4 protein-coding genes are annotated in these 6,995 nt (G+C 68.2%); 3 read left to right on the forward strand and 1 reads right to left on the reverse strand.

The window, feature by feature from the left end; translation table 11 throughout:
- Positions 1–570: 570 nt before the first annotated feature.
- Positions 571–1,194 (reverse strand): TetR/AcrR family transcriptional regulator, encoded by a 624-nt coding sequence (locus tag ACT3T9_RS18710; protein ID WP_444607292.1) that lies wholly within the window; start codon positions 1,192–1,194, stop codon positions 571–573.
- A 166-nt stretch (positions 1,195–1,360) separates the two neighbouring features.
- On the opposite strand from ACT3T9_RS18710, the gene ACT3T9_RS18715 reads away from it, so the two are divergent.
- From ACT3T9_RS18715 to ACT3T9_RS18725, 3 genes are all read left to right on the forward strand, one after another.
- Positions 1,361–3,583: a beta-glucosidase gene (locus tag ACT3T9_RS18715; protein WP_444607293.1), complete on the forward strand. Its 2,223-nt coding sequence runs from the start codon at positions 1,361–1,363 to the stop codon at positions 3,581–3,583.
- On the forward strand, positions 3,580–4,866 hold the full coding sequence (locus ACT3T9_RS18720; protein WP_444607294.1) for an MFS transporter: 1,287 nt from the start codon (positions 3,580–3,582) through the stop codon (positions 4,864–4,866). The genes ACT3T9_RS18715 and ACT3T9_RS18720 overlap by 4 nt, the downstream gene beginning before the upstream one ends.
- Positions 4,867–5,148: 282 nt before the next feature.
- Positions 5,149–6,912: an ATP-binding protein gene (locus ACT3T9_RS18725; protein ID WP_444607295.1), complete on the forward strand. Its 1,764-nt coding sequence runs from the start codon at positions 5,149–5,151 to the stop codon at positions 6,910–6,912.
- The last annotated feature ends 83 nt before the right edge of the window (positions 6,913–6,995 follow it).

Genomic DNA, 6,995 nt, shown 5'->3' on the forward strand with positions numbered 1-6,995 from the left:
CGGATGTGCTCCAGCGCGACAGAGATGAATTCAGCGACGACCGCGCCGCGTTTCGCGTGTCGTTCATTCATCCCCACGCGCAAGAAGCTGTTCCATGACGCGGAATCAACGCCCCAAGAACGCGATCTGCGTCACGTGGCGCCAAGTGCCGACCGAGGGCGGCGAGGCACTTCTCAGCACAAAAGAGGGCTCCGACGGGCCTCGTGACCCCCTCAGGCACAACCCCTTATTACTCGCGTCACAATGGCGTCATAATTCGATCATTGCGACGTGGGACATATGAGGGGGCTCAGTCATCATGATTTCCTTTGATGCAGTTCCGCCAGCCGTGCACCGATTACGCAAACGCAGGACCGGCACATGACTGAACACCATGCGATCTGCGGCACCGCGCGACGGTGCACGGGAAGACGTGGGTCACGAATCCAGTCAGACTCCCTGCCGCCGCTCTGCGGAGTCCGACCCTCCGGCAGGGCCTCGTCATTGAGCGCCCCGAACTCTCAGGAGTGAGCCTCGCGGAAGAGCCGTGGGTCGCCGGGTGCTGCACCAATGGACCCCGCCGAGATCCACTCAGCGGCCGGCCAGGATCCTGGAGGCGAGGTCCTCCCACATCTCCAGCAGATCAACCCCCTCCGGGTCGCGCAGCCAGCGAAGCTGCAGGCCGTCCATGCCCGCCAGGATCTCTCGCGCCGTCGCCGCCACGTCCCCCTCGGCGACACCGTCCGTGTGCGCCGCGCGGGAGAACAGCTCCGTCGCCCACTTCTCACGGCTCTGGAAGTAGTCGTACGCCGGATGGCCCTCGTTCAGCGACTCGGCCTGGAGCACGGTGTACAGGCGCACGATCTCCGGCTGCGTGGCGTTGCGCGCCATGAAGGCGGAGCACAGCGCTCGCAGCCCCACCGGCACCGGGTCGTCGTCGAGCGACTCGACCGGGATGCCCAGCCGCTCGGCCAGTCGCAGGTTGTCGACCAGATCTCGATGCTCGAGGACCGCCACGAGGAGGCCATCCTTCGAGCCGACGTGATGGAGGACGCCCGCCTCGGTGATGCCGCACGCCGCCGCGACCTCGCGCAGCGTGAGCCCCCAGAAGCCCCGGTCAGCGATCTGAAGGGTCGCGGCGTCGAGGATCTGTGAGCGCCGCCCCTCCGCGCTCATGCGCACTCGGGTGCGCACCTCTCGAGGTGCAGGAGTCATTCGTCCTCGTTTCGTCCGACGGCCCACGGTACAGCGAGCGGCGGCGCCACCGCCCCAGGACACCGGTGACCCCTTGCGCATCCGTCGCGCCGCCCCTACATTGTCCACTACCTACTGCTTACTAAGTACTTAGTAGTGGGTTCGACTCAGAGACGAGGAGTGTGTGGTGACGAGCAACGGAGCATCCGCGATCACGAGGAGCCTGACCTTCGACGATGCCGTGGAGGAGGTCCGCGCCGGCACGGACAGCCGCTCGGCGGCGAAGGACCTCTACGAACAGCTCACGGAGGACGAGCGGCTCTGGCTGCTCAGCGGTGACCTGGAATTCTGGGACGGGATGCGGTCCTTCGCCCTGGACGGGTACAACCTCGTCCCTTACCGGATGGGCGCGGTGGAGCGCCTGGGCATCCCCGGCATCCGCTTCGTGGACGGTCCGCGCGGCAGCGTCGTGGGGCGCTCCACGGCGTTCCCGGTGTCGATGGCGCGCGGCGCTACCTGGGACGTGGACCTCGAGGAGCGGATCGGTGTGGCGATCGGTGAGGAGCTGCGCGAGCAGGGCGGGAACTACTTCGGCGGAGTCTGCATCAACCTGCCTCGCCATCCGGCGTGGGGGCGCTCGCAGGAGACGTACTCCGACCAGCCAATCGTACTCGGGGAGCTGGGCTCGGCGCTCACCCGCGGCATCCAACGCCACGCGATGGCGTGCATGAAGCACTTCGCGCTGAACTCGATGGAGAACGCCCGCTTCAGCGTCGACGTCCGCGTGGACGAGCCGACGATGCACGAGGTGTACCTCCCCCACTTCAAGCAGGTCGCAGAGTCAGGGGTCGCCTCGGTCATGAGCTGCTATAACTCGATCAACGGTGAGTGGGGAGGCCAGAACGACTACACGCTCACCACCGTCCTGCGTGAGGACTGGGGCTTCGATGGCGCCGTCATCACCGACTTCATCTGGGGCTTCCGTGACAGTGCCGCGGCGCTCGTCGCCGGGCTGGACGTCGAAGCGCCCTTCCGCCAGCAGCACGGGGCCCACCTGCGCGACGCCCTCACCGAGGGCCGGGCCGACTGGAGCCACGTGGAGCGCGCGGGCCTGCGCATCCTCGGGATGCAGCTGCGTCATCATGTGAGCCGGGAGCACGAGGAACCGCGGAACACGGTGGTGAGCGCCGAGCACGTCGCGCTGGCCCGCGAAGCTGCCGCCCGCTCGATGGTGCTGCTCAAGAACGACGCCCCGCCAGCCGCCGCCGCTCCCACGCTGCCGCTGGATCCGACATCTCTGGGCACTCTCGCCGTCGTCGGCCGCCTGGCCGATGTCGCGAACACCGGCGACCACGGATCCTCCGACGTGCGCGCCCCGTACGTGGTCACCGCGCTCGAGGGGCTGCGCACTGCCCTGCCCCACAGCGAGGTCTTCACCACCGATCCCGCGCTGGGCCCGGACGCCGCCGCACGCGTGGCGCAGAGCGCCGACACTGCGGTGGTCGTCGTGGGATACACGGCCGCCGACGAGGGCGAGTTCCTCGACGGCTCCGTCGTCTTCCAGGACGACCTGGCACGCCTGTACCCGGAGCCCGCCGACGAGTCGCAGCGTGCGAGCCGCGACGCGGTGAAGACGGCGCTGAGCGGCGGCCAGAGCATGGTCGGCGGGGAGACCGCGGGCGGGGATCGCCGCGACCTGCACCTCCTGGAAGAGGACGTCGCGATGATCCGCGCGGTCGCCGCGGCGAACCCGCGCACCGTCGTCGCCGTGGTCAGCGCGGGCGCCGTGCTCATGGAGGAGTGGATCGACGAGGTGCCCGCCGTGGCGCTGAGCTGGTATGCCGGGATGGAGGGTGGCAACGGGCTCGCGGACGTGCTGCTCGGAGCGCAGAATCCCTCGGGCCGGTTGCCCTACCCGATCCCGGCATCGGCCGAGCATCTCCCCCCGCTGGACATCGACGCCACCGAGATCACGTACGACCGCTGGTACGGCCAGCGGCTCCTCCAGCGGGACGGGGTCGAGGCGCTTTTCCCGCTCGGCCACGGCCTCTCCTACACCGAGTGGGAGATCGACGAGCTGGGGAGCGTGGAGGTGCTGCCCAGCGGGACGGAGGCACGGGCGGCGGTCACCGTGCGGAACCGTGGTGACCGACCCGGTCACCACGTGGTGCAGGTGTATGGCACCCGCGGTGACGGCGACCGTGCGGGCGAGCGGGAGCTGCTCGGGTTCACGGTGGTCGAGGTGCAGGCCGGGGACTCCGCGCGCGCCGAGATCACGCTCGACCTCACGGCCGTGGGCCGGTGGGATGCGGCCACCCGCACCGTGGTCGTCCCCGCGGGGCCGCTCACGATCGAGGCCGGCGCGCACTGGGGCGACCCGGCCGCTCGCAGCATCGAGCTCGCACTGTGAGCGCGGTCGGTCCGGGCGCGATCGCGCCCGAGAGAGAATCGGCATGGGCCGGCACGGTGGAGGACGCTGGGCAGCCCCGCCGCCCGCTGCGCGTCGGGATCGCCCTCGCGCTCGGTGTCGTGCTCTGGCTGGGACCGTACCTCGGGGTGAACGCCGTCCTGCTCCCGGCGCGCGTCGCCGAGATCGCGCCCGCCGCCAAGGAGACGGTGGTCGCGGTCCTCGCCACGAGCGCGATGATCGTCGCGACCCTCGCGAACATCGTCATCGGGGCGCTATCAGATCTCACCCGGTCCCGGTGGGGACGCCGTGCACCGTGGATCGTTGGCGGCTCCGTCGCCTCCGCGGCGATGCTGATCGTGGTCAGCTCCGTGAACACGGTGGGGCTGCTCGTCGTCACCTGGTGCATCTACCAGCTCGCCCTCAATGCGATCGTCGCACCCCTGATCGCGGTGATCTCCGACCGCGTCGCCCCGAAGCACAGAGGGACGATCTCCTCGATCTATGCACTCGGCTACTCGGCGGGCCTGTACGGCGGCCAGATCCTCGGAGCCCAGTTCCTGGGGTCGGTCACCACCGGCTTCGCCGTGCTCGCCGCGGTCACACTGTTGTCAGGCCCGGTCGCCGCCGTGCTGATGCGAGAGGGGTCCAGCCTCGGAATGCCCCAGCAGCGCTTCGACAAGCAGATGCTGCTGGACAACTTCTCGTTCCCGCGGCACGGGGCGCGCGACTACTACCTCGCCCTGTTCGGCAAGTTCCTGATCGTCGCCGCGACCTTCGCGATCTCCGGATACCAGCTGTACATCCTCACGGACTACATGCTGCTGGGCGGTGACGACACCTCCCGCTACGTCTCGCTCATCTCCCTGTTCCTGATGATCACGGCGCTGGTGATGTCCGCTGCGGCCGGACCGATCTCGGACCGGCTGCAGCGCCGACGCCTGCCGGTGGTGATCGCGGCGATCCTCGTCTCGATAGGCGCGATGATCCCTTTCTTCGCCGCCGAAGCGTGGACGATGCTCGCCTACGGGCTGATCGCCGGGATCGGCATGGGCGCCTTCAACGCAGTGGACCAGGCTCTGAACGTCGAGGTGTTGCCCGATCCCCGCACCGCCGCGAAGGATCTCGGAATCCTCAACCTCGCCAACACCGGCGGGCAGGTCCTCGGTCCGGTGCTCGCCGCGGTGGCGATCTCCGCCGCCGGATATCAGGCGATCTTCCCCGCGGCGGCCGTGCTGTCACTGATCGGCGCGATCCTGATCCTGCTGATCCGCTCCGTCCGCTGAGACGCCCCTGTCGCCGGATCGCGACGGAGGGACGATGCTCCCCGCACGTGAGATCTCACGCGCGGGGAGCATTCGCGCTCGAGAAAGCCTCGCACCTCCGCGGGGCGACGCGATGCAGCAGTGCCTGCAGATCCGCACAGTGAATACCCCGGGGTCCACCACTCACGCCCTCTCGACCTCCATCCCCTCCGCATCGGCGCATGCGCCGACTCCTCGACGTGCATCCCGACAAACTTCCACTCCACTATTGCAAGTTTGAGTGTCACTTTGTACATTTGCGGTATGTCGATCACCCGGGCCGACCTCGATTCACTCCTCGCCGACCTCCGGGCGCACCGCGGCGACTCCACTGGGGTCGAGGTCAAACGGGCCGCTCACGGGATGCCCGCCGACATCGGCTCGACACTCTGCGCTTTCGCGAACATGCCTGACGGGGGCCTCATCATCCTGGGGGTGAGCGAGGCCGACGGCTTCTCCACCACGGGCGTGGACAACCCCGCCGCCATGGAAGCCGGTCTCGCATCGATCGCTCGCCAATCCGTGGTTCCAGCCCCTTATATAGAGACTGCGTCGATCGACCACGATGGGCTGTGGGTCATCACCTGTCGGGTCGCCGCCCTGCCCCCCTCTGCAAAGCCCGCACGATTCCGTGGCGAGGCGTATCTGCGACAGGGAGACGGTGATTACGTGATGGGCCCAGCAGACCTCCGCATGATCGATGTCGCGGGCTTCCACGAGCGAGAACGGCTCGAGTACGACGCCGCCGACGTGCCCGGCGCGTCACGTGCGGACCTCGACGACGACCTCGTCGAGGAGCTCATCGGACGAGCGCGGCGGTCATCAGCCCGATTGCGCCAGCTGGACGACGACGTGATCCTCCGTCAGCTGGGTGCCACGACCACGGACGGGACTCCGTCTGTCGCCGGCCTGTATGCACTCGGAAACTTTCCCCAGGGCGTGATGCCCGCACTGCGCGTCACCGCAGCCGTCCAGCTGCCCCGTGATGGCAGTGGCGTCCGGACACAGAACCTGCGCGTGTTCGACGGCCCCGTGTCGGACCTGCTCGCTTCGACGTTGGAGTGGGTGACGGCGAACCTCACCACTCGCCAGGTATACGGCGCAGACGGCAATCTCCGGTCAGTCCTCGAGCTGCCCCTCCGGGCAGTGCGAGAAGCCGTGGCCAACGCGCTGGTGCACCGCGATCTGGGCCCGGACACGCTCGGTATGGGACGTTCCGTGGACGTCAGGTTGAGCGAGAACGCGTTGACGATCGCAAGCCCCGGTGGCCTCCGCGGAGTGACGCTGCGCCAGATCATGGGCAGCTCGCATGCCCGCGCCGCCGTCAACCAACGTCTTTACGCCCTGGCCCAGTACATGCGCACCGAAGACGGCTCGAACATCATCGAAGGCGAAGGCGGCGGTGTCACGGAGATCCTCCGATCCACAGTCGATGCCGATCTGCGCAGACCGAGATTGGTGGACTCGGGCGTCACCTTCACGACGATCTTGTGGCGCGGCGCCGTTGTCGACCCCGCCGACGAGCGGTGGCTGATCGAGCACGCGGACGGACGTGCCCTCACCCACCTGCAGAAGCAAGTGCTGCTTCGGGCTCGCGACGGCCGAGCATGGAGCATCGATGGACTGAGCGAGGAATTCTCCCCGATGAGCAGAGGAGAAGCGCACGAGCAGCTGGCGAGACTCGTCCGTTGGGGACTCATCTCGGTGGACCTCACCGAGGAGATGCCTGTATCTCTCTCCCCGAGGGCTGGAGGAATCGCCGTACCGCACACCCCGGCTGGATCCCGCAAGGTCCACAGGAGCAACGACCGCTCCTTGGGGAAGAACGGCCCGTCGGTGCTCGGCGCGATCGATGGCGAGACCTCTCTCGCTCAGATCAAGGAGCGGACAGCTTTGACGGATCGCCAGGTCCGCTACGCCGTGAAGACGCTCGAAGCAGCCGGGCTGGTGACGATGAACGGTGGACCAGGACAGCGGGGGACGACGTATACCCGCAACGGAGACGCGGAGTCCACCGCGCACGAGTGAGGACTCCGGGCATGCCCGTGCAACCTCGTCGCAGCGTCACCGGGACACCCGCTTCACCCCTTCGTCGCCCCTGACGTCAGACC

The organism is Brachybacterium sp. AOP29-B2-41 (assembly GCF_052378395.1).
GTDB lineage: Bacteria > Actinomycetota > Actinomycetes > Actinomycetales > Dermabacteraceae > Brachybacterium.

What these genes read in the sequence shown, in the direction of transcription:
- ACT3T9_RS18710 (WP_444607292.1), bottom strand. Translation starts at nt 1,194, where the DNA reads ATGACTCCTGCACCTCGAGAGGTGCGCACCCGAGTGCGCATGAGCGCG.
- ACT3T9_RS18725 (WP_444607295.1), top strand. Translation starts at nt 5,149, where the DNA reads ATGTCGATCACCCGGGCCGACCTCGATTCACTCCTCGCCGACCTCCGG.